This window comes from Neobacillus sp. PS3-34, from assembly GCF_030915465.1.
In the GTDB taxonomy this organism is placed as follows: Bacteria; Bacillota; Bacilli; order Bacillales; family Cytobacillaceae; genus Neobacillus_A.
Genome location: NZ_CP133267.1, coordinates 2,503,373 through 2,528,943, shown reverse-complemented (window position 1 = coordinate 2,528,943; position 25,571 = coordinate 2,503,373). Strand labels below are relative to the sequence as shown.

The 25,571-nt window shown below is 44.4% G+C and carries 22 protein-coding genes and 6 pseudogenes; 6 read left to right on the top strand and 22 right to left on the bottom strand.

Annotated elements, in window-relative coordinates; translation table 11 throughout:
• The first annotated feature begins 228 nt into the window (after positions 1-228).
• The 4 genes and pseudogenes from RCG23_RS13140 (at position 229) to RCG23_RS13125 (ending at position 4,827) form a co-directional block, all read left to right on the top strand.
• The gene (locus tag RCG23_RS13140; protein WP_308176047.1) at positions 229-1,353 is read left to right on the top strand and encodes an SWIM zinc finger family protein; all 1,125 of its coding nucleotides are present in this window, start codon (positions 229-231) and stop codon (positions 1,351-1,353) included.
• 59 nt (positions 1,354-1,412) lie between these two features.
• Entirely contained in the window at positions 1,413-1,604 is a 192-nt protein-coding gene (locus tag RCG23_RS13135; protein WP_308176046.1) for a hypothetical protein, read from the top strand.
• Complete coding sequence (locus RCG23_RS13130) at positions 1,544-1,855, top strand: hypothetical protein (RefSeq protein ID WP_308176045.1); 312 nt, start codon at positions 1,544-1,546, stop codon at positions 1,853-1,855. Before RCG23_RS13135 ends, RCG23_RS13130 begins: the two co-directional genes overlap by 61 nt.
• A pseudogene (locus RCG23_RS13125) lies at positions 1,848-4,827 on the top strand (DEAD/DEAH box helicase). The gene RCG23_RS13130 and the pseudogene RCG23_RS13125 overlap by 8 nt, the downstream one beginning before the upstream one ends.
• A 480-nt stretch (positions 4,828-5,307) precedes the next feature.
• Here RCG23_RS13125 and RCG23_RS13120 read toward each other — a convergent pair.
• Both RCG23_RS13120 and ssb read right to left on the bottom strand, forming a co-directional pair.
• Positions 5,308-5,529, bottom strand: coding sequence for a hypothetical protein (locus RCG23_RS13120; protein ID WP_308176044.1), 222 nt, complete (start codon positions 5,527-5,529; stop codon positions 5,308-5,310).
• Positions 5,522-5,884 (bottom strand): single-stranded DNA-binding protein, encoded by a 363-nt coding sequence (ssb, locus tag RCG23_RS13115; RefSeq protein ID WP_308176043.1) that lies wholly within the window; start codon positions 5,882-5,884, stop codon positions 5,522-5,524. Before ssb ends, RCG23_RS13120 begins: the two co-directional genes overlap by 8 nt.
• A 251-nt stretch (positions 5,885-6,135) precedes the next feature.
• On the opposite strand from ssb, the gene RCG23_RS13110 reads away from it, so the two are divergent.
• Complete coding sequence (locus RCG23_RS13110) at positions 6,136-6,555, top strand: YwpF family protein (protein WP_308176042.1); 420 nt, start codon at positions 6,136-6,138, stop codon at positions 6,553-6,555.
• Between the two features lie 599 nt (positions 6,556-7,154).
• On the opposite strand, the gene RCG23_RS13105 is transcribed toward RCG23_RS13110, so the two are convergent.
• The 6 genes and pseudogenes from RCG23_RS13105 to RCG23_RS13080 all read right to left on the bottom strand — a co-directional run bounded on the left by RCG23_RS13105 (position 7,155) and on the right by RCG23_RS13080 (position 11,612).
• Positions 7,155-7,508 (bottom strand): hypothetical protein, encoded by a 354-nt coding sequence (locus RCG23_RS13105; protein ID WP_308176041.1) that lies wholly within the window; start codon positions 7,506-7,508, stop codon positions 7,155-7,157.
• 403 nt (positions 7,509-7,911) lie between these two features.
• Positions 7,912-8,345 (bottom strand): annotated as a pseudogene (gene fabZ / locus RCG23_RS13100) (3-hydroxyacyl-ACP dehydratase FabZ).
• An 86-nt stretch (positions 8,346-8,431) separates the two neighbouring features.
• Entirely contained in the window at positions 8,432-8,704 is a 273-nt protein-coding gene (locus tag RCG23_RS13095; protein ID WP_308176040.1) for a DNA-directed RNA polymerase subunit beta, read from the bottom strand.
• A gap of 14 nt (positions 8,705-8,718) precedes the next feature.
• Positions 8,719-9,549, bottom strand: coding sequence for a flagellar hook-basal body protein (locus RCG23_RS13090; protein ID WP_308176039.1), 831 nt, complete (start codon positions 9,547-9,549; stop codon positions 8,719-8,721).
• Positions 9,550-9,576: 27 nt separating this feature from the next.
• Entirely contained in the window at positions 9,577-10,398 is an 822-nt protein-coding gene (locus RCG23_RS13085; protein WP_308176038.1) for a flagellar hook-basal body protein, read from the bottom strand.
• A 212-nt stretch (positions 10,399-10,610) separates the two neighbouring features.
• A complete protein-coding gene (locus tag RCG23_RS13080) occupies positions 10,611-11,612 on the bottom strand; it encodes a rod shape-determining protein (protein WP_308176037.1) in 1,002 nt (333 codons plus the stop codon).
• Positions 11,613-11,988: 376 nt separating this feature from the next.
• Here RCG23_RS13080 and RCG23_RS13075 point away from each other — a divergent pair, with 376 nt between their 5' ends.
• Positions 11,989-12,123 (top strand): hypothetical protein, encoded by a 135-nt coding sequence (locus RCG23_RS13075; protein ID WP_308176036.1) that lies wholly within the window; start codon positions 11,989-11,991, stop codon positions 12,121-12,123.
• Between the two features lie 203 nt (positions 12,124-12,326).
• On the opposite strand, the gene spoIIID is transcribed toward RCG23_RS13075, so the two are convergent.
• From spoIIID to RCG23_RS13005, 14 genes and pseudogenes are all read right to left on the bottom strand, one after another.
• Complete coding sequence (gene spoIIID, locus RCG23_RS13070) at positions 12,327-12,599, bottom strand: sporulation transcriptional regulator SpoIIID (protein ID WP_027323440.1); 273 nt, start codon at positions 12,597-12,599, stop codon at positions 12,327-12,329.
• Positions 12,600-13,075: 476 nt separating this feature from the next.
• On the bottom strand, positions 13,076-15,739 hold the full coding sequence (locus RCG23_RS13065; protein ID WP_308176035.1) for an Ig-like domain-containing protein: 2,664 nt from the start codon (positions 15,737-15,739) through the stop codon (positions 13,076-13,078).
• Positions 15,736-16,029, bottom strand: coding sequence for a hypothetical protein (locus RCG23_RS13060; protein ID WP_308176034.1), 294 nt, complete (start codon positions 16,027-16,029; stop codon positions 15,736-15,738). Before RCG23_RS13060 ends, RCG23_RS13065 begins: the two co-directional genes overlap by 4 nt.
• A gap of 207 nt (positions 16,030-16,236) precedes the next feature.
• On the bottom strand, positions 16,237-17,157 hold the full coding sequence (locus tag RCG23_RS13055) for a penicillin-binding transpeptidase domain-containing protein (RefSeq protein ID WP_308176033.1): 921 nt from the start codon (positions 17,155-17,157) through the stop codon (positions 16,237-16,239).
• Positions 17,154-17,342, bottom strand: coding sequence for a hypothetical protein (locus tag RCG23_RS13050; protein ID WP_308176032.1), 189 nt, complete (start codon positions 17,340-17,342; stop codon positions 17,154-17,156). The genes RCG23_RS13055 and RCG23_RS13050 overlap by 4 nt, the downstream gene beginning before the upstream one ends.
• A pseudogene (locus tag RCG23_RS13045) lies at positions 17,306-18,186 on the bottom strand (NTF2-like N-terminal transpeptidase domain-containing protein). The gene RCG23_RS13050 and the pseudogene RCG23_RS13045 overlap by 37 nt, the downstream one beginning before the upstream one ends.
• Before the next feature lie 143 nt (positions 18,187-18,329).
• Complete coding sequence (locus RCG23_RS13040; RefSeq protein WP_308176031.1) at positions 18,330-19,241, bottom strand: stage II sporulation protein SpoIIQ; 912 nt, start codon at positions 19,239-19,241, stop codon at positions 18,330-18,332.
• 122 nt (positions 19,242-19,363) lie between these two features.
• A complete protein-coding gene (locus RCG23_RS13035) occupies positions 19,364-20,368 on the bottom strand; it encodes a nuclease-related domain-containing protein (RefSeq protein WP_308176030.1) in 1,005 nt (334 codons plus the stop codon).
• Between the two features lie 205 nt (positions 20,369-20,573).
• Entirely contained in the window at positions 20,574-20,780 is a 207-nt protein-coding gene (locus RCG23_RS13030) for a hypothetical protein (protein ID WP_308176029.1), read from the bottom strand.
• A gap of 61 nt (positions 20,781-20,841) precedes the next feature.
• Positions 20,842-21,870 (bottom strand): annotated as a pseudogene (spoIID, locus tag RCG23_RS13025) (stage II sporulation protein D).
• 106 nt (positions 21,871-21,976) lie between these two features.
• Positions 21,977-23,070: pseudogene (locus RCG23_RS13020) on the bottom strand (serine hydrolase domain-containing protein).
• 266 nt (positions 23,071-23,336) lie between these two features.
• A pseudogene (gene murA / locus RCG23_RS13015) lies at positions 23,337-24,646 on the bottom strand (UDP-N-acetylglucosamine 1-carboxyvinyltransferase).
• Between the two features lie 32 nt (positions 24,647-24,678).
• Complete coding sequence (locus RCG23_RS13010; protein WP_308180055.1) at positions 24,679-24,951, bottom strand: YwmB family TATA-box binding protein; 273 nt, start codon at positions 24,949-24,951, stop codon at positions 24,679-24,681.
• Between the two features lie 26 nt (positions 24,952-24,977).
• Positions 24,978-25,418 (bottom strand): YwmB family TATA-box binding protein, encoded by a 441-nt coding sequence (locus RCG23_RS13005; protein WP_308176028.1) that lies wholly within the window; start codon positions 25,416-25,418, stop codon positions 24,978-24,980.
• Positions 25,419-25,571 lie beyond the last annotated feature (153 nt).

Below are 25,571 nucleotides of genomic sequence, written 5' to 3'. Positions count from 1 at the left end.
ATTTCCTACATTCATCCAATTATCTTCTTGATACATGGCACGAAAACGGTAAATTGGATATAATAAGAGAATATGGTTTTTTTGGGACGAATGATGGTGACATGCACCATCCATATTCTTCTAGGTGCCAGGCACCTTCCAGGTATTTTCCAATTACCTGCCAATTAATTGAAGGTGACAGGCACCTTCCAGTTTTCACCCATTTTCTACAAGGAGGTTTTGACGGAGATGTCGATGCCTGCCAGTGAACATTTGCGAGTGTTATCGGAGAAAATCGGGGAGCTGATGCATCCTGAGGTTGTGGAGGATGCGCGGCTTGTCCAAAAAGGGATGATGCTGTACCGACAAGGATTGGTGAGCATCACACTTATAGATGAAAATGAAATCGTGGCGACGGTTCAGGATGTCGTGCCCGTAAAGGTCATGCTCGATTGGACCTTTTTTGAGATGAGCACCTGCTCATGCCCGGCAGATGGGCTGTGCCGCCATCAGCTGGCTGTCTTTTTCAGCGCCTATTCCCGCGAGGCGAGCGTTGCGGCGTGGCTTGATACGTGGCGTCAGCCCGTGCAGGAGAAGAATGTCCTGGCTTCATGGAGCCTGCAGAAGGCGAAGGACCTTGTAAAAGCGAACGGAATTCTGAAGCCTGATTACAGCCGCTGGATTCAGTCGTTTGAAGAAAGCTTCAACTCCCTTTTAAAGTCCAAAAAGCACAACAACCCGTTTGTGGTCGTGGAGCTTTTCAGCGTTTACCTGCGCAGGCTCCAGGCAAGTGCACCGGTTGAAAAGGAATGGAAGCTGCTTTACGACCTTATTGCGACGGTTTTCTCGTTCCGAAGGCTGGCGGAATTATGCGAGGAGCTCGGCCATACGGATTCCGTAATGCACCGTTCCTACGTTCATGTATTCAACCAGATGCTCGACGATGCCGAAACACTCGTCTATAAGCTCGGTGTCCAGACCATGCCGTTTGCATTTGACGAATTCATCGAAAAGCTGAAGGATGATTCGTTCGAGCTGCTGGAGCCATCCGAACAGCTCGTATACGAACGGATTTACCTGTACCGCCTCCTTTGGACGCAGCTTTTCAAAAAAAATGCGTGGCGTGATGATGAGCTTAAAAAAATAGAAGCACGGCTGATGGCTGTCCTTGATTGGGAGAATCCGCTTCCGCTCTTGATCGCCGGAGTCCATATCAATTTTATGCGAAAAAATGACGACAAGGCGGTCGGTCTGATTGGCACAATTGAAGGCAGCGCGGCCATTCCTTACCTGCTTTATTGGATCGACCTTTTCACGAAGCAAAAAGCTTGGGATCGTGTCGGCGCCTCGCAGAGCTATTTTTACAAAAAATAAAGTCCTATCTTCAACAGCTGCACGCGCATTATTCGTGCATGAGCTTTGCGGGGATGGCCTTGAAATCGCTTAAGCCTTATTGTGCGGCAAGCGAACGTATCGATTTATACGAGCGGGCACTGCTGGAAACAATGCCTTACAGCTACCGTGAATTCGAGATTATGTTATTTGAACAGGGACAGTTCGATAAATGGGCCGAACTGCAGCCTTTATCGGGATTGAATACGATCAGCTTCCAAAGGATCGGCTGAAGCTGCTTGAAAAAGAAAAGCCTGAAGTGCTGATGTCCCTTCTCCACCAGCTGGCCCAGCAGCAAATTGAGTTAAAAAACCGACAGAGCTATAAAATAGCAGTCCGCCAGCTGAAGAAGCTTCGGACAATTTATAAAAAACAAAAGCGCCTTGATGACTGGCAGTTCTTTTTCGATACCCTGCTGGAACGGACAAAACGCCTGCGTGCTTTTCAGGAAGAATGTAGAAGGAGCAAGCTGATTGATGCTTAAAACAGGATATATTCAATTATTTACGATGCCGCTTGAGGATGGCCTGTATTTGCTTCATGCCAGGGATGCTGCCGGATATCCGCTTGAACCGGCACAATGGAAAAATCTCCTCTTCAGCAGCCATGAAGAGAGCTTTTACGGGACACTCCTGGATTTTGGATCTGTGAATGGAACAGACGGCGTGCTTGTCAATGCATGGCAGCTCGTCTCATTGTTTGCGCGTGAGTCATTCAACCGCTTTGTTGACTGGGACTGGAGTGAGCAGGCTGAAATTTGCCTCGCTTCCTCTCATGCCCTTTATGAAGGGATACTCGAAAAAGATTGGCTCCCTGATTTTACAGCCTGGGAGGATCGCCAGTTCCGCTGGCAGCTTCCAGAGCGTGTGAAAAACGAGTTTGATGAGTCATTTTGGAAGCAGGAGATTGCTGAGGATGACGAGAACGCCGGAGTGAGCCGCGAGTACCTTTTCGGCAATGGCGATGGTGACTCCCAAGACAGCCAAGACGCGCCCGAAACAGATGCAGCGGACGGCAACGCCACCGTTTTCAACTTCATCTCTCGTCTCTATAACGAAGCGCTCGATGCTTATTTGACGAGAAATCCGGAAATGAGAAACACCTTTACCGCCAAGCTCAGCTTGTTAAGAGAACAAAATATTTCTGCTTCTGAGCTGTCGCATTATTTTGATGAGAACAGCTGGCTCGAGTGGGTTGGCATCAAGGAAAGTCCCCTGCCATTTACGATTGGGCTGCGCCTTGACGAGCCGGAGGACGGCGAAGGCTACTGGCTTCTGGAGGTCTTTTTGCGGGGCAAAAAAAATCCGGAGCAATTATTCCGGGCTGATGACAGTAAGCTCCCTGGTGCCTGGAAGCCGTTCGCAGCTGAAGTCGAGAAGGAACAGGAGCGATGGATTCGTCTGATTCCGTGGCTCGGTATGTATGGCAGGCTGAAAACCTCTCTGACCGAGGAAGAAGCATGGCTGTTTTTAACCGAAGCAAGTGAAACGTTGCTGGCACTGGATGTAGAGATACTCCTGCCTGGCTGGTGGAACGTCATGAAAAACGCCAATCTTAAGGTGAAGGCATCGGTTAAGGGAACGGCGAGCCATCGCCCTTCATTTGTTGGGCTGCAGGCAATGCTTGATTTCAACTGGCGTTTCTCCATGAACGGCGTGGATTTGTCTGAAGAAGAATTCAGCTCCCTTGTCGAGGAAAAAAGGCGCCTTGTCTTTATTCGTGGCCGCTGGGTCAAGCTAGATCCCCAGTTTATCCGCCAGATTCAGGACATGATGAAGAAGGCTGAAAAAGAAGGTCTGCAGGTCCGGGATTTATTGGAGCAAGAGCTTGTCGACGGCCAGGACGCTGAGGATGACCTTGAAAATCCAAAGGCGTTTGCAAAAATTCAAATTGAAATGAACCGCCAATGGAAGCAGATGATGAAGCAGCTCAATGAAATCAACGAAATTCCGTTAGAGACGGTTCCCGCCGGGTTCATGGGCGAGCTCCGCCCCTACCAGCATTTCGGGATGAGCTGGCTGTTATTTTTGCGGAAATATGGATTTGGAGCGCTGCTGGCTGATGACATGGGTCTCGGAAAAACAGTTCAGCTGATTTCCTATCTGCTCGCGGTGAAGGAAAATGAAGGATCGGAAAAGCTGCCTGAACCGGTTGCGAGCAGTAAAGCTGGCGTTGCTATCGCCCCAAAAGAAAACGTCCATGCCGCCCTGATTATTTGCCCGACCTCCGTCCTTGGCAACTGGCAGAAGGAGCTTGAGCGCTTTGCCCCTGAAATGAACGTTTACCTTCATTACGGGTCGAACCGCCTTAAGGATGCTGCCTTCATTGAAAAAGTAAAATCGGTCGATGTCGTCCTCACCTCATACGGTCTGTCCCATTTGGATGCCGAGGAGTTTCATTCCCTTGTGTGGGGTTCGATTGCGATCGATGAAGCCCAGAATATTAAAAATGCCGGAACGAAGCAATCGCGGGCTGTCCGTGACCTCAAAGGGCGCCATCATATTGCCCTGACAGGAACGCCAATGGAAAACCGCCTTTCCGAGCTCTGGTCGATTTTTGATTTTACCAATCATGGTTATCTTGGAAGCATCGGGCAATTCCAAAAGCGGTTTGTCATCCCGATTGAAAAGGATGAAAAGAAGGAAAAAGTGCGGGAGCTGCAATCCTTGATTCGCCCCTTCCTGCTGCGCAGGACGAAGAAGGACGAAGAAGTCGCCCTCAACCTTCCTGACAAACAGGAGCAAAAGGAATATTGCCCGTTGACGGCAGAACAGGCGTCGCTGTATGAACAGCTCGTCCGCGATACCTTCGCCCAGATTGAACAGCTGACCGGCTTTGAGCGGAAGGGATTAATTTTACAGCTGCTGAGCAAATTAAAGCAGCTTTGTAACCACCCTGCCCTTTATTTAAAAGAAAAGCCGCCAAAAGCTGCTTGAGCGCTCCGCTAAAATGGAAAAGCTCGCTGATCTGGTCGACGCGGTATTGGAGCAGGACGAAAGCTGTCTCATTTTCACCCAATATATCGAGATGGGTGAGATGATTAAGACGCTGTTAAAGAAAAAGTTTAATATCGAAGTGCCGTTCCTTAACGGCAGTGTGCCTAAGGCGAAGCGCGATGAATTAATCGATCAATTCCAGAGCCGCAAGTTCCCGGTATTCCTGCTGTCACTGAAGGCAGGCGGAACTGGCCTTAACCTGACTGCCGCCAACCATGTCATCCACTATGACCGCTGGTGGAATCCGGCCGTTGAGAACCAGGCGACAGACCGAGCGTACCGGATCGGGCAGCAGCGCTTCGTTCATGTCCATAAGCTGATCTGCACCGGCACGCTGGAAGAAAAAATCGATGCCATGCTTGAAAAGAAGCAATTTTTAAACGACCAAATCATCCAAAGTGAAAACTGGATTACCGAGCTGTCGACTGATGACCTGCGCGATTTGGTGGATTTGAAATAAGAAAAGCGGAAGCGCCTTGCCCAGGGGCGATATAGGGAGACTAGTCGAAAGACAAGCGGAGCGCAGTCAAGACTTAGTCGATCTTAATGCGTACAGAAAGCGTTAGCTTCTGTAGCCAAGCATAAGATGAGCCGGCGAGGAGGTTGTTCTTTAACCTCCTGACGGATTGGCTTATGACCTCGAGCACCTAGGTGCTGAAGCTAGACACCGGTATTATTAAAAAACTTCAACTTTAATTTAAAAACCAAAAAACGCCTGTGATTCCGAATTGGAATCCAGGCGTTTTTACATCCTCAAAAAAGGTGAAGCCACTGAACGTTAATTCAGTGGCTTCAATATATTACAAGGGGGGGTTTTTAGTTATTATTACCATTTAAAATCTTTTTAAACATACTTCATACTCCGGCTAGGGGGACCGGAAAATGAGGATGAGTGCGGAGGCACTTTGATTCTCTCTAAAGAGGAATGTTTTATGATTACTTAAATGGTGATGCTGAAACGGCTTTGTGGAGAGTGGCGGGTTGAGGGTTCGTGCGGTGCGGGCGTGCAGCACTCTTTCGATTTAATTTCGCGCATCATCCATTCGATTTGATCGACACGCTTGTGCAGGCTATCGACATGCTGGTTGCTTTTGGCGACCATCCGGATGAGGTTTTCCAGAAGTGCCTCAAGGCTGCGGGCAATATCCTTATTGTTATCCAACAGGCATTTCCTCCTTTACAATCGGCCCTTCATGCGGCTTTGAACTCAAAAAACGAACAGTTTCCGCCACAACGTCTGTGACGTAGACTTTTTTGCCCTCATTGTTTTCGTAATTACGGGTTTGGATTCTCCCCGTTATTCCGACAACGGATCCTTTCCGGCAGTACTGGACCGTATTTTCAGCGTTCTTTTTCCAAAGAGTACACTGAACAAAATCGGCTTCCACTTCGCCATTATGGTTCCGGTATTGGCGGTTAACTGCCAGGGTGACATGCGTGACCGGAGTCCCTTCCGTTGTCATTCTCAGCTCGGGGTCTTTAGTTAATCTTCCAACGAGCGTCACTTGATTGATCATGCTTCATCTCCTCTCCTTTTGATGCCTCCATCATAGCGCTGCTTGTCGGTTTTTGTAAAATCTTAGAAAATGAATTTTATTTTATCAAAATAGTATTTTCTCTAAGGTCAAAATGCCATTTTGCCCGTGAACATCCTTTCTTTTTGTAAAATTACCGCACCTCCAACTATTTTTCGACATGTGTCAAACTCGCTTTCAAAATTGTGTGTGGTATAATTTAGGCAGTAAACGACAGCCAACGGGAGGTAAAGATGAAGACCTTTAAATTAGTTTCATTAGAAATAGTGGATAATGACGATCTAATCAATATTCCCTTGAAGGATGGCTTGATCATTAATAAAGAGGATGAAAAATCCACCTGGCTCCTTGAAGCATACTCTGACCACTCGCTCTACGATTATGTAAAAAACCTAGACGAGCAAAAAAAGGACATTATTGTGCAGGCCGTCATTACAAAACTTGATAATGACCCAGCCTATTTCCAAACACGGATTACATCTCTTAAAAAGTTCTCTGCACATATGAGCATCTTATTTGAGGGGCATCTACGCCGGATGCGAAACGATTATTCTGAGCTGTTATTGGGCAGCCTGCTTCAGCAAGGACTTAGCGGTGAAGCACTTTTAACCGAATTTAAGGAAAAAATGAAAAGCAAACCGCGACTAAAGTAAACGAAAAGGACAGGGCAGTTCACAGCCTAACGGGTTTACTTTAGAGATGCAATCATTGTAAAACACATATGAAAACGCACTTGAATTCACGATATAATTCACAGTGCGTTTTTTATTGATTTATCAACATTTTGGCGAATTTTAATTGCTTATTTGGTTACTCAATTAAGGATAAGACTTCATACTAAATCACGAATAATTTATTTAAAATAAGCGGAGATTCTCCGGTTAGATTTCAGAATAGAGCTCGGTTCGGGGTATATAAGCGGAGGTTTTCCGATTAAGCAAAGCAAAATTAACTATTTTCACGTTTTTTGAGTCAATAGTCGGAATCTTTCTGTCTATTTAAGCTATTTTCAGAGCTTTTTCCTAATTAAGAGGAATTTCTCCGCTTATTGATCAAACTCGCTTTAGCGTATAATGAACTTGTACAACTTACGGGTGCTTTAGTAAAAAAAGAAAATTCAAAAAAAGGCTTAGAGTATTTGCATCTCTAAGCCTTTTTGACTGTGAAATTTATGTGATTTGCTATTTGATTTGGTCTGCAAGTTACCGTTTTGCACCTCACAAGTAAACTCGTTATTCACAGCCCTGTCCTTTTATTCATCCTTATTATCTTTGTCCTTCATATCATTTTTATCTTCGATGATATCTTCTGGCTTTGTGTTGTTATCCTTTGTGATGTCGCCGTCATTCGGTGTGTTTTTATCCTCTTTTTCCGGATAATGCTTGGTGTTCTGGTTGTCGTTGCCATTTCCAGGGACCATGTCTTTATTATCATTATCATTTACACCGTCATCGTTATTGTCCTTTTGCTTGATGTTTTTATTAACATCTGGAGTGTTCACCTTCGGCGGAGGGGGATTATCAGGTTTTTTATTGAGGTTGCATCCCACCAGAAGGACCGAAGATAAAAATGCACCACCGATTAGCATAAGCAGCTTTTTCTTCATTGTGTGAGTCTCCTTCCATTTTCTTTCGACCTTGAACATTGGCCTGATGTTAGGATGCCCTGCAACGAAAAAAAATTGCATCTTTTTTTCACTAATAAAACTCGTCGATTCGCGAAAATCGAAAAGAGAAGTTCTTACCAGCACTTCCCCTAGCTTAGGGAACATTCCTCTCTATAGTAGGCCGACATTTTCGGTTACCCACCCATTTTGGTGATTTACCCACCACTATGATCCTTTTACCAACCGGTTTCATCCATTTTTCCACCACTTGTCCCTATTTACCCACCGAACAATCAAAAACACCGACCCTATGCCTCAAAATGACGATGTTCTCTATGTTGCGCATCAGGAAAAATTGAACATAAAAAACCGGACAGTTTAACTGCCCGACTCATGTTTTCCCTTATTCTTTTTTCTCGCCTAACGCAAAGGTGATTTCGGCTTCACAGGCAACTTCACCATCGACAGTGGCTACTGCCTTACCTTTTCCAATCGGCCGCGCAAACGGATGATTTCAACTTCAAGGCGAAGCTGGTCTCCCGGCTTTACCTGCTTCTTAAAACGGCAATTGTCAATGCCTGCAAAAAAAGCGAGGCGACCGCGGTTTTCTTCCTTTTTCAGCATTGCAACCGCACCGACCTGCGCCAGTGCTTCAACAATTAATACGCCCGGCATAACAGGGTAATCAGGGAAATGTCCGTTAAAAAATTCTTCGTTCGCTGTTACATTTTTAATCCCCACTGCTTTTTGGCCATCTTCGACTTCCAAAATTTTATCAACAAGCAAAAATGGATAGCGGTGCGGAATAATTTCTTTAATTTGTGTAATATCTAGCATATTAGTACCTCCTACTAGTAATAGGTGTTTATCCCATTTTACTATTAACGGCATACAAAAAGGAAGGGCTTTACCCCTTCCTAGCATTATTTTTTCTTTACGACAAGATCATGTATGTGCGTCCAGGTCGATTCCTTGAGAGCATCCGCAACATTTCCATTCCCAATTACACCATAACCGACTACCATCCCAGCAAGTACACATACTACTACCGCGGCGAGAAGCATGAGCATACGAAGTCCAACAGGAGAACGGCGTGCCTTCTTCCGTTTTTCACGCTGGATTTGCTTTCGGCGTTCTTCCGCACGTGCTTTCTTTACTTGTTCTCTGGTTTTTGGCTGGTTTTGGTTTACAGACATGCTTCAGTCTCCCTCTAGCGAATTCCGTTAACAAGGCCCTCCATTTGATCGGCCATCGTAACTGCTCTTGCCTGGAATTGATATGCGCGCTGGACATTCACCAATTCGGTCATTTCTTTTCCCATATCCACATTGGACTGCTCAAGCACTCCCTGTCCGACAGAGATTTGACGGCGCAGCGTCCCATTTAAATCTGTAAAAACGCCAGCGGTTTGGCCTGCATTTTCTGCAAGGCCAATCAGATTTGTCCCTTTTTGCTCAAAAAACTGCGGCTTATTGACCTGGATGACTCCGAGGTTAACCAATTGGTTTGTTCCATTTGTCATCTTCACGGTTAGCTTGCCGTTTCCCTCCACTGAATAATCGCTTGCATCACCATTGATGATGATTGGATGGTTGTTTTCATCCAGAATCGGGTTTCCCGCACTATTAACAAGCATGACTTCTTTTTCAGAAACCGGCGATAATGCGAATGAACCGTCACGGGTGTATTGAACCGAGCTTGTTGTCCCGTTTTGAACGAGCACTTTAAAAAATTGGCCTTCGCTCTGCAAGGCCATATCAAGCTGGCGGCCGGTCTGCTTCAATGCGCCCTGTTTCAAATTAATTTGAACCTGGCCAAGCTTGGCACCGACTCCCTGTCTTATGCCATTCGGGGTCAGGCGGTTGGTTTCAGCTGTCTTATTTGGCTGATTGTCAAATTGGCTGTAAAGCAAATCGGAGAATGTCGCCTGTCTGCTTTTAAAACCGGTTGTATCCAGGTTGGCAAGATTATTACTTATTATATCCATTTGCTTCTGCAGCTGATTCAAGGTGTTTGTAGCTGTAATCATTGTGCGATTCATTGCAAGACCTCCCTTCTCCTTAAAAAATTAGTTAACACGTCCGATTTCATTTGCAGCTTTTTCCATACTTTTATCATAAGCCTGGAGCACCTTCTGGTTTGCCTCGAAAGCGCGGTAGGCTGTGAGCATATCTGTCATCGTCCGGCTCGCATCAACATTGGAGCGCTCAAGGAAACCCTGCTGCGTTTTAAAACGGACATCCTGGCGGCCATAGGCGCTGGCAAGCGGTGTTCCGTTTTCCGTGCGATAAAAACCATCGTCCTGTTTGACCATGCGAAGAGCATTGGTCGCAAAGCCGATGCCAATCCGGGCACGTTCTCCGTTTTGCCCTGTCACTTCACCTGTATCGCTGACCGTAAACTGGTCACTTGAAAGCTGAATTGGTTTTCCACTGTCATTTAAAACATAAAATCCATTTCCCGCTGTCAAATAGCCCTGTGCATCAAGAGTAAAATTCCCGTTCCGAGTATAGCGCGTTTCTCCATTTGGATGCTGTACAGCAAAAAAGACCGAGCTTCCCGCTGGCATATTGGCATCGATCAATGCAAGATCTGTTTTCTTTTCCGTTTCCTGAAGGTCTCCCTGAAGAAATTTAGGAATCGCCTCCTGCATGTATACTCCGGTATTCAGGGGACCGATAACCTGATTTTCTGGAAGGCTTAATCCGTCCCCAACCGGAATATCCTTTTTGCCGAATTGCTGCATAAGCATTTCCGGGAATGCCCTCATTGAGGACTGGTCAGCTTTAAAGCCCGGCGTATTGGCATTTGCCATATTGTTTGTCAGCATTTCCGTCCTGCGCTGCTGTGCCAGCATACCGGAAGCAACGGTATAGAATCCTTTAAACATGGTCACACCTCATCAATAGTTGATTGGCTATGGGCGGAACAGAACCGCCTGGGCGATTATTTTTCCGTACTAGTCACTTATTTCCATTATAAAAAAGAATTCAGAAATATACATCAGTTTTTTGTTGAAAGAAGGATTTTCTAGTCGAATTTTGAAGGTATATGGGCAAAAAAACGCCTGCCTGCGCAATCCCGTCAGGCGTTTTAGGTAAATTAACCTATTTTCTTTTTTGGAATGCGATCGATATTATCGAGCATGATGCCGGTACCGATTGCCACACAATCCATTGGATTTTCAGCTACAAGGACAGGAACCTTCAGCTCCTCCGCAAGCAGCATATCAATGCCGTGCAGCAATGCGCCGCCGCCTGTCAAAATGACGCCCCGGTCGATAATGTCCGCTGATAATTCAGGCGGTGTGCGTTCAAGAACGCTTTTTGCCGCCTGGACGATCACTGCTACTGATTCTCTCAGTGCCGCTTCAATTTCTTCGGAATGCACAGTAATGGTACGTGGTAGTCCAGTGACCATATCACGGCCGCGGATTTCCAATTCTTCAGAGCGTGAGCCCGGGAAGACCGTACCAATGTTGATTTTAATATTCTCAGCCGTACGCTCACCGATTAACAGCTTGTATTCACGCTTAATATAATTTAGGATTTCGCTATCGAACTTGTCCCCTGCCATTTTAATGGAGCTTGAAGTTACGATATCGCCCATTGATAAAACGGCAACATCCGTTGTTCCGCCGCCAATATCAACAACCATGTTTCCGTAAGGCTGGAAAATATCCATGCCAGCGCCGATTGCCGCCACCTTTGGTTCTTCCTCAAGGTATACTTTCTTACCGCCGCTTTTTTCAGCTGCTTCTCTGATTGCTTTTTGCTCAACGCTCGTAATGTTGGTTGGGCAGCAGATCAGGATGCGAGGCTTGGACAAAAAGCCTTTAACATTCAACTTATTAATAAAGTGTTTAAGCATTGCTTCAGTTACATCAAAATCCGCAATAACTCCATCCTTCAACGGACGGATTGCGACGATATTACCAGGTGTACGCCCTACCATGCGGCGCGCTTCCTCACCAACAGCAAGAACACGATTTGTATTTTTATCAATTGCAACGACAGAAGGCTCATTTAATACAATTCCACGGCCCTTAACGTGAATCAGCACGTTAGCCGTTCCCAAGTCTATCCCAATATCTCTTGCAAACATACTCTTTTTCCTTCCTCCTTGGAACGATTCCATTTTATATCCCTAATTGTATATTTTATCACATTCATTTCAATTTCCATACCTTTTGACGAAAAATGTATACATTTTGACTTAGTCTGTTCATAGAAAAGTACGATTCTTTGAATGAGTTGCCTGAGCCACCGGCCATGGCTTTTTGAATTGTGGCCATCCTGCCAAATACGGGTATTTCCGCTTAATCGACGGGTAAAGTGTTCAACTAGACGGGTATTTTGCTAATCAGACGGGTAAACGGTCCGAATTGACGGGTACTCGCCCAAACTTAGCGGGTAATCTTCAATCTTGATACCTGAGCCACGGCCTGGCTTTTTATATTAAAAGAGGGGCTTGTCCATTAGTGGTTGGTATTTTTGATTGTCTGGTTGGTAAATTTGGAAAAGTGGTCGGTATTTTCATGAAAGTGGTGGGTAAATGGAGCATTCCGGTCGGTAAATTACCAATAGTGGTCGGTAAGCGTAAGTTTGAAAGATAAATGTATTAAAACGGCCAATATTCCTAAAATCAACCAGGTTAACTGAATATGAGGTAATCAAAAAGAGGAATAAATCCGGAGAATGGTCATACAATAATGCTTGCGGCTTAGCACCTATGATTTACTAATGTTTTTTTGCAGAATATCTTTAGTAAATTAAACAACTAAGCCGCCTTGTGAAACAAACCTACATGGAAAGTGTCTTATTTGACAGGCTCGCCTTCTCTTTCTTCTTTCTGGTACTTCATTTTTGTGGCTTCTCCGCCCCTTAGATGACGTATGGATTTATGGTAATCTAGAATTTCTTTTACTTCGTTTGCAAGATCAGGGTTAATTTCTGGCAGCCTTTCCGTTAGATCTTTATGGACTGTACTTTTGGATACGCCAAACTCCTTCGCGATTACGCGAACCGTTTTTCTCGTCTCCACGATATACTTTCCAATCTTGATAGTTCGCTCTCTGATGTAATCGTGCACACCACTCGCCCTCCCCAATTTGGATGTGAGAAGTGTGAAATGAGACTCGCTTATCACTCGACGAAATACTGCCATCCGCATAAATTCGTTGCGGCAGAAAGTATCGCTACTTTCTGAATATACAAGGATTAATCATGTACCCAACTAAATGCCCGTTGACTTCAAACGACTCCTCACCTCATACACTCTCTTTGTAAGGTTTGTAACATTGTATTAGCCTGTTTACGGATATATGCACGAAAAACACAAACGGGACAAGGTTCCTTGAAAGTTTTTTGAAAATTGGACTTATTTATATAAACAGCTGAAAGTCACACCCATGCCCTCGACAAAAACTGCAGTATGGCAAGTCTATGGTACATCCTCATTTGGTTCCGGAAATAGATTATTTCCCGAGAAATTTGTCAAAAACGAGTTGCAGTAATTTTTCCATAAAAAAACCAGCAGAATTATATTCCTGCTGGTTCCTTATTTATTCAGTAAACAGTCATTGCTCTGGCTGCACTCACATTTCCTTTTGAATCCTTCGCTGTTACAGCCAGTTTGATGCCCTTACGCTGTTTTGGAATGTAAACTTTAAAGCTGCCGTAAGCGTTGGCTTTGGACGAATACGTTTTCGTCCCAATTTTCACATAAACTGTTGCATATTTTTCTGTCTTTCCTGTAACAGAGGTTGAATAATATCGAACAGCACTTACAGCTGGCATATTGGGGGCAACGCGAATCACTGTAATCTTAGCCGGAGCACTTATATTGCCGGCGCTATCCTTAGCCATCACCGTGATCGCTGTTCCGCTGTTTTGGGCAGGAATAGAGACTTTATAGCTGCCGGAACCATCCGCTTTCCCAGAATACGTTTTTGTTCCAATTTTGACCGTGATCGCTGAGTACTTTTCCGTTTTCCCAGATACTAAGGCTGCTTTATTATTAACCTGGTTTACCGCAGGAATATTCGGTGCTGCTCTTGCAACCGTCAGCGTTCTTGCTGCGCTTCTGTATCCTGCCGCATCCTTTGTTGTAACCGACAGGATTGCCCCGCTGCTTTGGACAGGAATGGTTACCTTGAAATTTCCATAGGCATCCGATTTTGCGGAATACTCTTTTGTTCCGATTTTCACCCAGGCAATCACATATTTCTCCGTTTTACCGGTCACCACATTACTCGTATTCTTAACGGCATTTACGGTTGGCATATCCGGTGCTACTCGCACGACCGTCAAGGTTTTCGCCATACTGGTAACGTCGGCAATTTTTACCGTAACAGAAACGGCTGTGCCGGCATTGAGAACCGGTATGGCCATTATAAAATTGCCTGCTGAATCTGCAGTTGTATTGTATGCTTTTCCTAAAATTGCAGCGGTCACAGTGGCAGCCGGCTCTGTCTTGCCAGTCAGTTCTGCTGTCTTATTGGTAATAATGTTGACCTGCGGTGGCGCAGGCGGTGGTAGCGGGTAATTTACCTTAACCACGCGGTCGAGCACCGCTTTATTTCCGCTCGCGTCTTCCGCTTCAACGCGCACAGTGTACACACCCTGCGACAGCCCTGCTGTGTCCCATTCTGCCAGAATCCGAGCAGGCAGCTGTGTGTCCTCACCAATCCGATTCCATCCAGTTGGAGCCGTCCCAGCACCATATGAGACAGTATACTTACTTAACTGATAATCCTTAATCGACCCTTTAATCGCAACTTTTCCCGTGACAAATTCAGACTCGCCTGGAGAATCCATCGTTATTTGCGGGACAGTCCGGTCTGCGAACGAAAGTGTGGTATTTAATGCATCTCCGAATGTCCCAATATCCCGTTGCGATATTTGCCATTTTACTGGAGTCGTACCCAATGGGACGTTGCTCGGCAGCTGGAATTCGAAGGTTTTCTGCTCGCCTGGCTTAACCGCTTCCCCATCGGCTAGCGGCACTTCAAACGAGATGCCCTCAGCTTTTAAACTATTTCCATTTGTCCAAGTTTCAGCCCCGGCATTTTTAAAAATAATCCTCATATACGCTGCAGTTCCCGCTTCCTGAGTCGAAACTGGCTGAGAACCGCCAACAAGCTGGGCGTCATATTGCTTTCTCGCTGTCACTTTAACCGGCGTGGAAAACACTGAGTAGTTCCCGTTTTTCCTTGCCATCACCGTAACGAGGTATGAACTTCTGGGAGTCAAAACATTTTCCAGAATGGTGATACTCGCAGTATCGGTTGTTCCGCTGAACACCTGGTAACCTGATTCGGTTGTTATTTTTACATTATAAGATGCTCCCGCCGATGACGGATCCCACCTTAGCTTGAAGTTCGAGATAAGCTCACTTTCAGCATTCACATTTACAGGCACTTCTGGTGCAGAAGTGTCAGACATTTTCAGCTTAAGCTCATCCGACAATGCGGTTTCACCATAATCATTAAAGGCTGAGACACGGAAATAATAACTATCCTGATCCCGTCCGACAGCCGCCAGCTTTTGATAAAGGAAACCTGGCTTGTCGGATAAATCGGTTCCGCTTCCATCCTTGCGAAGCGAATATTCCCCTTTATCAATCTGCTCCTTTGTCGGCCACAATGCTTTGCCTAGAGAGGACCATTTAGCTTCTTTCCCTGAATATACCTCTTCAAATTCCTTTCCGTTAAAAAGATAAACCTTATATCCCTTCGCACCGGGCACCGAATACCATTGAAGATTTACATATCCTTTTTCGGAGTTCGCCTGAAGACCGTTAGCAATTCCACTCGGTGCACCAGGCTTCGGTGAGTAGCGTATTTGCAATGCCGGCATCACCGACCGGTCAGCATTTAATTTATTGAACGTCCTCAAGCTTTGTCCCTTAACAGCAACACCATGATAGCTGTCTGGCTGTATATACCAATCCGCAACAAGGCTTGATACATCCCATTGAAAATAACCGCCGTCAATTGGCATCCATTTAGTTTTGGCAGCAGCCGGTACAGCGTTCGCCGCGGGCTTGTTTTCCCAGGTTAAATTTTTGGCATCCCAGGCATTTAAGACTTTATGGATCGAATATTGCTCATTTTGATACATGGAGCATCCATAGCAATCTACTTTATTATTATTCATCTCCTGAAGGCTTAGGGTCGCACCCAGCAGCAAGCCCCCATTGAGGTTCGGCAGGCTATTGCCAAATTTCATATAGCCTCGTACCCATTTCCTGCTTTTATCTCATTATTATTTGAAAAATTCGCCCCAGGCTCAGCATCGGAAATATAAGAGACCATTCCATCGCTAACCGCTATATTTGTATCGGATTGATATAAAGGATATGGAGAAACCTCGATTGTTTTAGATAAATCTGTATTGGTGCTTTCCTTTGAGTAATCGTTCAGAATCCCTGTTCCTGCTGCACTTGCCGCAAGTGGCTGCAGCTGGGAAATGACAATCGCCATGACACATAATCTAGTTAAAATCTTCTTTCCTATCATTTATGCACTTCCTTGTGGCCGTTAATAATTTGATTCTACCACGAAGGAAAACATGCTAATATGTGTAAAATGTACCAATCCAGAGCGATTAGAAAAACTTGGCATCCGCCAAGCCCTTAGGCGAATGTCTTAGTTTTTCTTATGCGTTCAGAATTTATGGATATAAATTCTGATTAGCTAAAAAAAGCCAGGGCGTGCCACCCTGGCTCATTCAGTAAACACATTTTTCATCATCTTAACCGGTACCTGTGAGCCACCGCTGTCCTGAACACCTTCAACAAACATGGCAACAAGCAAATTCGGCGTGTTGGTGTTGTAGGCAACGAACCAGCCATTCTCAGTCCCCTTCTCGCCCTGCTTTGCCTTCAGCTCGGCGGTGCCGGTTTTACCTGCAAGCGGATGGCCAGGGATTTCCGCCCGATGAGCTGTTCCCGACGGCTCACTGACGATTTTTCTCAGGATTGGCGCGATGGTATCTGCCGCCGCCTTCGAAATGACCTGTTCTTTAAACACCTGATTTTTCTGGTCATCCATGAGTAGGACAGGCTTAATCATATTCCCGCCATTGACGAACGGTGTATACGATGCCATCAGGTGAACAATGTTCATCTGGATCTGCCCCTGTCCGTAACCGGAATCAGCCAGCGCAATTTCACTGCCAAGCTGCCCGATTTGCGAGGTTTCGAGCGGGAATGGGAACTCCATTTCGCTTTCAAAACCAAAGTTTCTCAAGCCCGCTGCAAAATTCTCTTTTCCAATCTTTAATGCCGTTTGTGCAAAATAGATATTATCGGAAAAAATTAGCGCTTTTTCAAGGTTTACCGGGTTGGATTCATGGACCCTTGTCACAAAATAGCTTCCCCACGATTTATCCTTCTGCCATTTTTTCGATGTGATTTTCACAGCTTCTGCGGGGTTGATCGAATTGTTCATCAGCGCAATTCCAGCAGTTACCGGCTTAAGCATTGAACCAGGCGCGTAGGCCTGTTTAAAGCGTGTCTGCAATGGCTTTAGCGGGTTATCCTCTAGCATCTTCCACTGTGCTGCAGAAAGGCCGAGTGTCAGCTGGTTTGGATCGAAGGCCGGGCTGCTGACGAGAGCCAGTGTTTCCCCGGTAATCGGGTTCATTGCGGATGAAGCCCCTGGTTTTCCCCCAGCTGGCTAAAAATCTTCGCCTGCAGATTGGCATCAATCGTCAACTTAATTTCCTTGCCATCTTCTACTGGATGCTCCGCCAGGACTTCCTCACTTCCGTCCTTCTTCTTGATGGTGATCCTTACTCCGCTCTTGCCCCGCAGCTGCTCTTCGTACACCTGCTCGAGGCCCTTTTTCCAATCACATCTCCACTCGAATAGCCCTTGTCCTTCATTTGCTCCAGATCATCGGCCGTAACCGTCCCCACATATCCGATCAGCTGGGCAGCAGTCTCCTTAAAAGGATAGACCCTCGCTTCCACCTTTTTCGTCTGCACGGGGGCTAGCTTAATTAATTCGCTAATCAGCTTCTGGTCGGTCAGCGAGACTTTTTTCAGCGGCACGAAATAATCCGGCTTCACCCAGCTCGCACTGATTTCCTGGTTGATTTTATCTGGAGTGAGCTGCAGCAGCTGGCCAGCTTCGCAATCGTCTGCTCCTTTTGCGCGCCCATCTGTCCTGGCACGACGCCAACCTCATCCACCTGGCCATTCTCCGCCAGCGTGTTGCCATTCCGGTCCAGGATGGCACCCCTTTTTGGTGCGATATATGCAAGGCCGAGCTTATCCCCTGCCTTTAATTGTGGAAAAATTTGTGCCGTACTCCAATCAACATACCAATTATCTCCGTTGTTACGCTCTTCTTTTTTCAGATTAGCAGTTTGGGAAAAATGAATCTCACCGGCCACACTGTTCATTTTCGCAGTATAGGAATAATGAACCTTGTTCCCTTCCTGCTTTTTGCTGCCCTTCTTCGGCTTTTTAAATTGAACCTTTAAATCGGTAATTTGCAAATCTTTATATATCTTTTTATATCTGCTGACAAATTGTTCTTCACTGATAGATTTTTTTGCATTGCTTGATAAAAATCCGTACATTTTAGCAAAATCCTGCTTGTTCCACGAATCGATATATTTTGAGAATCTATCTTCCGGCGAGGGTTCCTTTGTACACCCTGCAGCCATTAAAAATAGCACGGCCGCGAGGATTGTAACTAACCATTTCTTCATCGTATTCCCCCTTTTTTTCCCTATTTTAACATAGAGGGACAAAATGAAACAAAAAAACAAACAGCGGGATTGATAACCCCACTGTTTGATATTTTTTATTATGAGTTAGTTTTATCTTGAGAAGATTGCTCTGAAGGAGCTTTGCTGTCGTCAGACTTCTTTTCATCTTTCGACTTGCTTTGATCATCTTTGGACTTAGTGTCCTTGCTTTGATCTTCTTCAATATTGCCAGTTGTATCTGGAGTGCTGCCGCTTTGGTTATCCTTCAATTTGCTATCTTCTAAGCCTTGATTAGCAGGATTGTTCACATTCTTTACAGGCTCTTCAGCTTGTAAAGCGCTCATCGGCTTATCAAAATAATTTTGCGGATTTACCGCAACACCATCTTTACGGATTTCAAAATGTACATGCACGCCTGCTTTTTCATTGAACAAGCTTTGCCCAGCCTTTGCAAGCACTTGTCCCTGATGGATTTCATCGCCAACCTTGACCTTCACGTCTGTAACGGATTGATATTGAGTTGCAATACCCTTGTCATGCTCAATTTCAATCACATTCCCCAGCAGCGAGTCTTCCTCAACCTTTGTAACCTTACCGCTTAAGGATGCAACGACGTCAAACGTTTCGCCGTTTTTAGCCTTAAGGTCGATACCAGTGTTTGGTTGGTACGTATCATCGTAATAAACCAACGCTGCTTGCTGATCTGATTCTTTGCCTTTAAAATCATAGAATCCTTTATCAACTACTGTTTCCACTGATTTGCTGACAGGCATCTCGAAATTTTCAAGCGCACGGCTTACTTCCATTGACGGCTGATTATATTTTTTGCCGTTTAGATCCGTTGCCTTATAATCGTACTTGTCTGTCGCATTGTTACTCGTTTGATACCATAGAACCGCCGTCAGAATGATTGCAGCACTTGCGATATAAATGGCTGGAAATACCCAACGCTTTTTGAAAAAGCGCTTAAAGCTGGAGCTTTGAGAAGTTCTTTTTTCTTCCTCTCTCATTTTCATCACCTCAGCAATCATTCTGAACAGATCGGTAGAATAATATACATATGGCTAAAAAAAATTTTCTGATTATTTTTCGACAAAAAGATCATTTCTATTCATATTAAAGGAAAATATTTTTATGGCTTTGGAAAATAGATGCGGTTTTTAAATGTTCCAGTATGAGGCATTTTAAGGGAAGTTAGGATTTTGTAGGCTATTCTTGCAGATGGTAGATGAAGATACTCTTTTAATTGTGAATTATTGATAGAGGGGTTTATAAGAAGAAAGTAGTCTTCTATAGCTTTAATATGGGCATCCTTCGATTTTATGCCGCAGACCGGACACTTCCAGCTCCCATAATGGTAGGACATTGGAATCGAATTACAGTTGGGACATTGCGTTCCGGTTATAAGGTCAGACGGCGTAAGATTAAAGGCTTCGTGGATATTTATATCCTCAGGGGTATGTTTATTGAGGAGCAGGCGGTTAAGTTTACGCACTTCCTTCGTCGACAGGATCTCCTTTTTATAAAAATTTGATAGCTGCATAATTTTTTGAAGTAAACAGTCACTATTACAGGCGTGCCGGTAGACAAGTTCATATCCAGGATCCGCAGAAACGATCGCCCTTTCATTGCTGTTTACAAAAAGATAGTCAATCGGAATATCCAAAAAGTGGTTTCTCTCCAGCCATTCTCTTAATTCGTCTCTTTGTTGTTGGGCTTGTAAAATGGGGTTCTTATATCTTTTCTCTATGTTGTTAATCTTTCGGGTGAATTGATGGAATTTCTTATCGAAATGCAGATTTCCTGCAATATTTTTAACTTCCACAATTAATCCAAACCTTGTAGTAATAATCAGAGTATCTATTTGAAAAGCAAATTCACCGTTTAATAACCTGAGGCCATGAAAAATATAATAGCCCTCCTCAGGAAGTTTCCTTATATAATAGTCGACTCCTCTCTCTCCAGCATCTCCCGCCTTTCTATTGTTAAATTCTTGTTCAATCAGTGGGCGTTTTGGATGATTCTTCGGCAATCTTCCTGAATAAAACGCTTCGATCTTTCTGTATTTCAACGAAACTTCTCGTTTTTTTACAATCAAAGGTATCATTCCCTTCTGTTTTTTGAATGATTTCTTCATTAAATGAGATGATACCTTCTACCAAGAACATTTTTTAAATGAATTATCTTTAAAAAATGTACATTTCTTGACTAGATTTTTAGTTACCGACCTAAATGAGGAATTTACCGACGGGAACTTTTCATTTACCCTCCACTTTTAATAAAATACCGACCTCTTATTGCTTTTTACCAACCACTTTTTCTTCAATACCAACCTTCTTCCTTCAGATGCCTCTTTTAGGAAGACCCTTGATACAAAAAGCCAGGCCGGAGCCTGGCTCAGGTAATTGATCCTTGGTAATTTTTCCGTTTACCGACCACTTTAAATGATTTACCAACCAGTTCGTTCGATTTACCCACCACTTTTTTAAAAATACCAAACCTTTCCCCTTATTTACCGACCACTTTTCCCAAAATACCAACCTTCTCATAAACCTGACCTCTTTCAATCCAAAAAGCCAGGCACCAGCCTGGCTCCCCCTCATACTCTATCTATTTCCGGGCCGTTATCGTTGCAAGCATATTTTTCGCATCGGATATTTCTACGCCTTTGTAATAGTGTTTTACAATATCCTCATAGGTCTTCCCTTCGGCTGGCCATTCCGTTGGCACCGTATTGGCTCATGCCCACGCCGTGGCCATAGCCTTTGGTGGAAATAAGGATTTTGTTGCCGATTCGTTCCCATGTGAAATCAGAAGAACGAAGATCCAGTTTTTCGCGAATTTCCTTCCCGGTCAAAACATCGCCGCTAAAATCGACCTTGCCTACCCGCTTTCCGGCTGTCCGTTCAATGATTTTACCAATCGCCTTGCCATCTTTTAATTTTATACCCAACAAATCCTCAAAATCATTAACAGCGAGCACCTTTTGGCTTTGAAACTTTGGCGAATTTTTATCCCAGTGGCTGTCGACGCTCCTTAAATAAGGAAAGGCGTTGGACCAGTAATCCTCGGAGTTTTCCGTAAAGCCATTACTTGTTGAGAAGAAGGTAGCTGTGATTGCCTGGTTATGGTAGGTAAGGATTTGTCCGCTCGTGGCTCTGACAGCTTCAGTAATTTTCTTCAGCTTCCAACTATAATCCATTCCCCAGTCCCGTTTTAATTCTTCATCACTTTTATACACTTGATGGATTTCTGTATCCGTAACCTGAGCACCCTTTGGAAGGCCAGATTTTCCTCACTTAACATCTGCTTTACAATGTAGGTCCTGGCGGTGAGTGCCTGGGCCTTCAATGCTTCCATTTCAAAGTCTGCCGGCATTTCCGCGGCAACAACCCCGATGAGATATTGTTCCATTGGCAGCTTTTCTATTCTCTTTAGTGAGGTCCGATAGACAGCTACATCAACTGCTGAGTCTTCCGTTGGAACCACCACCCCACTTGTATTATCTGCTTTCAATTCTTCCGCTAATTTGCCGCTTGCCTTTCCTTCCATAAAAGGCATCACTAGCAGGGCTGGAACGATTAATGTGATGGCAAATAGGATGGCAGCTAGTGCGAATAGTGGTTTGACTTTGATCATGTGTAAGCCTCCATTTCGAAAAGTAAACGGCCCGCAGCTTCATCTGCAGGCTTACGTCTCATTTCAATTCTATGGAAGCGGACAAGCATTTATGACTATATATTACTCAACTCTTTGCGATTACCAACTTATACAAATCATTCGGTATTTTATAAATTTCGCTTTTTTTATTTCGTATATTTAAAAGAACAACAACGGAAGTATGGTCCTTAAAATAAAAATGCACCGTATCCCATCCGCCAAGTACCCCTCTGCTGTAAAATGCATTTCCATTATTATAAAGTCCAAGTCCATAGAAGGAACGGGATCGCGGCGTCAAAATCTGTTCCAGGCTGTTTCTCGTTACGAGCTTTCCGTCCATCAAGGCCTGGTCGTACAGGCGCAAATCATCTGTGGTTGCATAAATGTCACCGCACCCGTACAAAATATACGGATTCGAAACACGGGTCGAAAATATCTTTTTCCCATCTTTCAAATATCCAACCGAATTGATTGCGGTCCGTTTCCCCGGAGCAATGAACCCGGAGTGAATCATACCTGACTTATTGAAAATATTTTTTTGAATATATTCATGAAGCGGGGTACCGGTCACCTTTTCGAGGATATAGCCCAATACCATGTAGTTGGCATCCTCGTAATCCCACTTCGTTCCAGCGTGAAATTTAATCGGCCTTTTTCTATTTCCCTGACCAGATCGCCAGGCTTCGTATCGCCCAGCTTCCATAAGGGCGGCTGAATTCCGGAGGTATGAGCCAATAGGTTGCCAAGCCTGATTCTTCGTCCCCTTGGAAAATCAGGTATGTATTTTGCCACTGTATCGCGAATACTCAATTTATGCTGTTCCTGAAGCTGCATAATGCTCGTTGCCACAAACGTTTTGGTTATCGAACCAACTGGGAATGTAGTCAGCGGCTGATTAGGTGTCCTCTTCGCTATATTTGAAAATCCAATTCCCTCTTCAAAAAGAACCACATTTTTTCGCGCCACTTCAATGCTTCCATTCACATGATGTGCGATCAGGTAGTCTCTTATTTTTTCCGGGAGGGTCCTTGGAATTCGCTTATCGATCCTTATATGTCGTTCCAAGTGGACCTTCTCATCCACTCCTACATGTTCAACGGGAACTCGCTTATCAAGCCTTACCTTTTCTACATGAACAGTCACCGCATCATCCCGATGAGCGCAGCCCGTCAGACTCATTACTGCTAAAAAAATCGCCACACTTTTTTTATAAAATTTCACTGTACTATCACAGCTTTCCGATTGTAGTAGTCATTCAGGCAAATGATAGTATGCGGAATCAATAATAGCAAATGAGAATTTCATTAAAAATAGCTATTTTCGAATAGATCAAAAAAAAACCTAACAAAAAACCGAAGGAACATGACCTGCCAGACATCTGACAGCATGTTTCTTCGGTTCGTTTTCGGAAAAATCCATGCAGCTCCTCTCCTAATTATTTTAAATTACGCATTCATATCTGCGATATAAGTTTCGTTCTCTGCAAGCACTTCTTCAACGTCGTTAACGCGTTCAACGTCTGCGCCCAGGGATGCCAATTTCTTGTGGAAATCAACATAGCCGCGGTCCAAGTGTTTTAATTCAGTAACGCGAGTCATACCTTCAGCAACAAGGCCTGTTAAAATAAGTGCTGCTGCCGCACGCAAATCAGTTGCCGCCACTTCTGCACCCTGCAGGTTTGAAGAGCCATTCATGATGACAGAACGTCCTTCAATTTTAATATCCGCGTTCATACGACGGAATTCCTCAACGTGCATAAAACGGTTTTCGAATACAGTTTCAGTGATGACGCTAGTGCCTTCTGCGCGAAGCAGCAATGCCATCATTTGTGACTGCATATCAGTTGGGAAGCCAGGGTGAGGCATCGTTTTAATATCGACAGCCTTCAATTTTTCAGGCCGATTACGCGGACACCGTCTGTTTCTTCCTCAATGATAACACCCATCTCTTTCATTTTTGCAATTAATGAAGATAAGTGTTCAGGAACAGCGCCTTGGACAAGAACATTTCCTCCTGTAATCGCCGCGGCAACCATGAACGTTCCTGCTTCGATTCTGTCTGGAATAATTGAATGCTCTGTGCCGAATAATACTTCTACGCCTTCAATTCGAAGTGTACCAGTTCCAGCGCCTTTTACTTTTCCGCCCATTTTGTTCAATAGGTTTGCAAGGTCAACGATTTCCGGTTCCTTTGCAACGTTTTCGATGATGGTTGTACCTTCAGCAAGTGCCGCAGCCATCATGATATTTTCTGTTGCACCTACGCTTGGGAAGTCCAGGTAGATTTTAGCGCCTTTTAATCGGCCGTCAACTTCTGCTTCAATGAAGCCATTTCCGACTTTAACCTTTGCACCCATCGCTTCAAAACCTTTAAGGTGCTGATCGATCGGGCGAGATCCGATGGCACATCCGCCAGGAAGCGCTACACGCGCACGTCCATTGCGGGCCAATAATGATCCCATTACAAGAACTGAAGCGCGCATCTTACGAACATATTCGAACGGCGCTTCTACTTCTAACTCTCTGGATGCATCTACTACAACTGTATTATTTTCAAACACCACTTCAGCGTTTAAGTTGCGTAATACTTCATTGATTGTGTATACATCGGAGAGAGTCGGTACATCACGAATTACACTTTTTCCATCACTTGCTAATAATGTTGCAGCGATAACAGGCAGGACGGAGTTTTTCGCACCTTCAACTTTTACCGTACCATAAAGCCTTTGTCCGCCGCGGACGATGATCTTTTCCAAGAGTATTCCCCTCCGCGTCCAATTTCTCTATATTAATATTCAATCGTAATGATTGGTGTGCCAATAACTATGGTAGTCTTAGCGCCCAATCCTTCTGACCGTACTGCGACTTGTAAATTCATACTTCCTTTTTTATCCGAAATCGAATCGGAAAACATTGGCGAAAATGCCGTTACTGACATAAAATTGTCTTCTTTTAAAGCTTCGGTTTCTTTTGCATTAAAAGCAGAAAGGACATTATTTACTGAATTAGGTAAAGCCTTAAACATCTTATCACCGATTTCGCCTTTTACACAAGAGAAAATTGTGGGATTGCCTCGAAATATGTCGCTTAGTCTAGTTTCAAATTGGCCATCTGTGAAAAAGACTCAACATCCCTATTCCATGCAGTACCATTTACTCTGTATACAATATACGCATCAGCCTTCTGGTTTGTGTGGGTTGCCAATAGTTGAAGAGTTTCATGTGCTGGAGAAACAGCGGTTACTTCCCATTTTTGGCGGGTTGATGTAACGGTCCATTTCCATTCAGGAAATTTTTGTCGAAGATCTTCAGCGTAGACTTCTATCTCCTGTTGGGTTTTCAGCTTTACCAAATGTTCCCTTGCATTAACAGACCATTCATTGAGTAAAATATTTTCGCCTTGTAAAACGGAAGCCAATTTAAGTAAGTCAAGCCCTCCATCGGCTACAGTCGTTCTATTCCCATATTGAAATATTATAAAACCCATGATGGCAGTTATTGATAAAATAAATTTTAATTTCTCTTTCATTAGTACTTCTCCCCTTCCCCTTACTACCATTGTTTCCAGGGAGAAGAAGAGCATACTTGGGAATTATCGTCACTTTTTGACAGGATCATCAAATGACAATCTTTATTACTTTAAAGTACAAACAAACCTTTGCCACACAACGAGAATTGTATC

Bases quoted from the DNA above. Each gene is read 5' to 3' on its own strand.
- RCG23_RS13090 (WP_308176039.1), bottom strand. From the start codon at position 9,549: ATGAATCGCACAATGATTACAGCTACAAACACCTTGAATCAGCTGCAG.
- RCG23_RS13140 (WP_308176047.1), top strand. From the start codon at position 229: ATGTCGATGCCTGCCAGTGAACATTTGCGAGTGTTATCGGAGAAAATC.
- RCG23_RS13055 (WP_308176033.1), bottom strand. From the start codon at position 17,157: ATGAACCCGATTACCGGGGAAACACTGGCTCTCGTCAGCAGCCCGGCC.
- RCG23_RS13065 (WP_308176035.1), bottom strand. From the start codon at position 15,739: ATGAAATTTGGCAATAGCCTGCCGAACCTCAATGGGGGCTTGCTGCTG.
- ssb (WP_308176043.1), bottom strand. From the start codon at position 5,884: ATGATCAATCAAGTGACGCTCGTTGGAAGATTAACTAAAGACCCCGAG.
- RCG23_RS13030 (WP_308176029.1), bottom strand. From the start codon at position 20,780: ATGAGAAGGTTGGTATTTTGGGAAAAGTGGTCGGTAAATAAGGGGAAA.
- RCG23_RS13005 (WP_308176028.1), bottom strand. From the start codon at position 25,418: ATGAAAGAGAAATTAAAATTTATTTTATCAATAACTGCCATCATGGGT.
- RCG23_RS13105 (WP_308176041.1), bottom strand. From the start codon at position 7,508: ATGAAGAAAAAGCTGCTTATGCTAATCGGTGGTGCATTTTTATCTTCG.
- RCG23_RS13080 (WP_308176037.1), bottom strand. From the start codon at position 11,612: ATGTTTGCAAGAGATATTGGGATAGACTTGGGAACGGCTAACGTGCTG.
- RCG23_RS13060 (WP_308176034.1), bottom strand. From the start codon at position 16,029: ATGATAGGAAAGAAGATTTTAACTAGATTATGTGTCATGGCGATTGTC.
- RCG23_RS13110 (WP_308176042.1), top strand. From the start codon at position 6,136: ATGAAGACCTTTAAATTAGTTTCATTAGAAATAGTGGATAATGACGAT.
- RCG23_RS13095 (WP_308176040.1), bottom strand. From the start codon at position 8,704: ATGTCTGTAAACCAAAACCAGCCAAAAACCAGAGAACAAGTAAAGAAA.
- RCG23_RS13130 (WP_308176045.1), top strand. From the start codon at position 1,544: ATGGGCCGAACTGCAGCCTTTATCGGGATTGAATACGATCAGCTTCCA.
- RCG23_RS13035 (WP_308176030.1), bottom strand. From the start codon at position 20,368: ATGAAGAAATCATTCAAAAAACAGAAGGGAATGATACCTTTGATTGTA.
- RCG23_RS13085 (WP_308176038.1), bottom strand. From the start codon at position 10,398: ATGTTTAAAGGATTCTATACCGTTGCTTCCGGTATGCTGGCACAGCAG.
- RCG23_RS13040 (WP_308176031.1), bottom strand. From the start codon at position 19,241: ATGAGAGAGGAAGAAAAAAGAACTTCTCAAAGCTCCAGCTTTAAGCGC.